Source organism: Streptomyces sp. NH27 (assembly GCF_056859195.1).
In genome coordinates this window covers 1-1,470 of sequence record NZ_JACEGK010000917.1, presented here as the reverse complement: position 1 = coordinate 1,470, position 1,470 = coordinate 1, and the positions used below count along the sequence as shown (strand labels likewise).

Below are 1,470 nucleotides of genomic sequence, written 5' to 3'. Positions count from 1 at the left end.
GTCCACGGTCACTACGTCGTCGGACGTAGCGACGGCACCCGTGCGCGCCCGCCCGGACGGCCGGTCCGACGACTCCGCGGACGCGTCGGCATCCGGCTGCGATCGCGGCTCCGAGCTGGGATCTTCGATGCCGTCCTGCGTGTGCGCGGGCGGTGCGTCCGCCGCGTCGCCCGCCGTCTGCTCCTCGGGGCCGCCCTCGGTCACCCGCACTTCTGGCGCCTCCATGGGCAATCGGAACACCGCCAGCCTCGGATCTGTGGCCGGGTGGATACCCGGCTCCCCCGACGTCTCGTGCTGCTGCTCCCTGCCGGGGGCGTCGCCCGCCACGCAGACCTCCTCCACACATCGTGATGACTCATGCACAAGCTTGGGCAAAAACGCCCATAGACGGCGCCCTTACCGGTCCTCGACCGCACTGGCAAGTGTCCCGCGACAGGCGCGCAGCCCGTCTGCGACACCCCATCCACCCCGTAGACGAGAACGACATACCACCCGGTTCCCGTCGATAAGGCGAAGGCGCTCTCGACAGGCCGGTGTGAGAGGCGTCACCCTGTCATTCATCCACGCGGGGAGGCATGGATGGGCAAGAGCCGCAGAACAATCCCGGAAGAGCTGTTGCTGCTCGCCCTGGACCCGACCACCGGGACCACGGCGCAGCCGCAGTCGCTCGACCTCGGCCTCGCCGGGGCGCAGCTCGTCGAGCTGGCCCTGGCCGGACGGATAGCCCCTGACGGGGATCGTATAGCCGTGGTGCACCCACGGCCGACAGGAGATCCGACTCTGGACTCCGCGCTCGAACTGCTGCGACGCCGCGGCAGCCCGGTGCGCGCCGTCCACTGGATCGGCGGGCCCCGACTGGGGCTGCGCCAGACGTATCTCGCGCACCTGGAGCGGTGCGGCATGGTGCATGCCGTGCCGGGTCAGATGTGCGGGGTGCTGCCGACCACTCGGTACCAGGCGACCGACAGCGCGGTCAGCCGGGAGATCAGGTCCCGGCTGGACAGTGCGATCCGCACCGGCGTGCCGCCGGACCCGCGGACCGCGGCGCTCGCCGCGCTCGCCCATGCCGTGGGCCTCGGCAAGCACCTGTACCCGGGCAACGAGGGCCGGTCATCGCGATCGCGCCTGCGCGACCTGATCAGGTACGACCCGATGGGCGGCCTCGTGGCGCACGCCGTCATGGATGTGCAGAACGGGGTGGCGGCACAGCCCAAGCGTCCGCCGGCCCAGGCGCAGCGCTCCGCGGGGCACAGCGGGATGGCACGGGCAGGAGCCCGGTGACCTGACCGACGGCAGGCCGACAGCATACGTCGTTCACGCGACACACAGTACACATCAGGTTGCTGCCCGTACACATGGCGGTGGCGGTGCCCTCCGGGCCTTGCGGCGGGAGTGTGCACCGCGACCGCGAATCCCGCCCGGGGCCAAAGGCGTTCGGGAGCCGCTGTGGCGCGCGGGGCGGCGGCGTGC

At 71.6% G+C, this 1,470-nt stretch carries 2 protein-coding genes; one reads left to right on the top strand and one right to left on the bottom strand.

Annotation, left to right across the window (positions count from 1 at the left end; translation table 11 throughout):
• Positions 1-327: hypothetical protein (locus tag AC13HU_RS37060; RefSeq protein WP_483046395.1), on the bottom strand; the 327-nt coding region annotated here is incomplete at its 3' end.
• A gap of 252 nt (positions 328-579) precedes the next feature.
• Between AC13HU_RS37060 and AC13HU_RS37055 the strand changes: the two genes are divergently transcribed.
• Positions 580-1,281, top strand: coding sequence for a GOLPH3/VPS74 family protein (locus tag AC13HU_RS37055; RefSeq protein WP_328465032.1), 702 nt, complete (start codon positions 580-582; stop codon positions 1,279-1,281).
• The last annotated feature ends 189 nt before the right edge of the window (positions 1,282-1,470 follow it).

Excerpts from the sequence above, each read along its gene's own strand:
- AC13HU_RS37055 (WP_328465032.1), top strand. The coding sequence starts at position 580 with ATGGGCAAGAGCCGCAGAACAATCCCGGAAGAGCTGTTGCTGCTCGCC.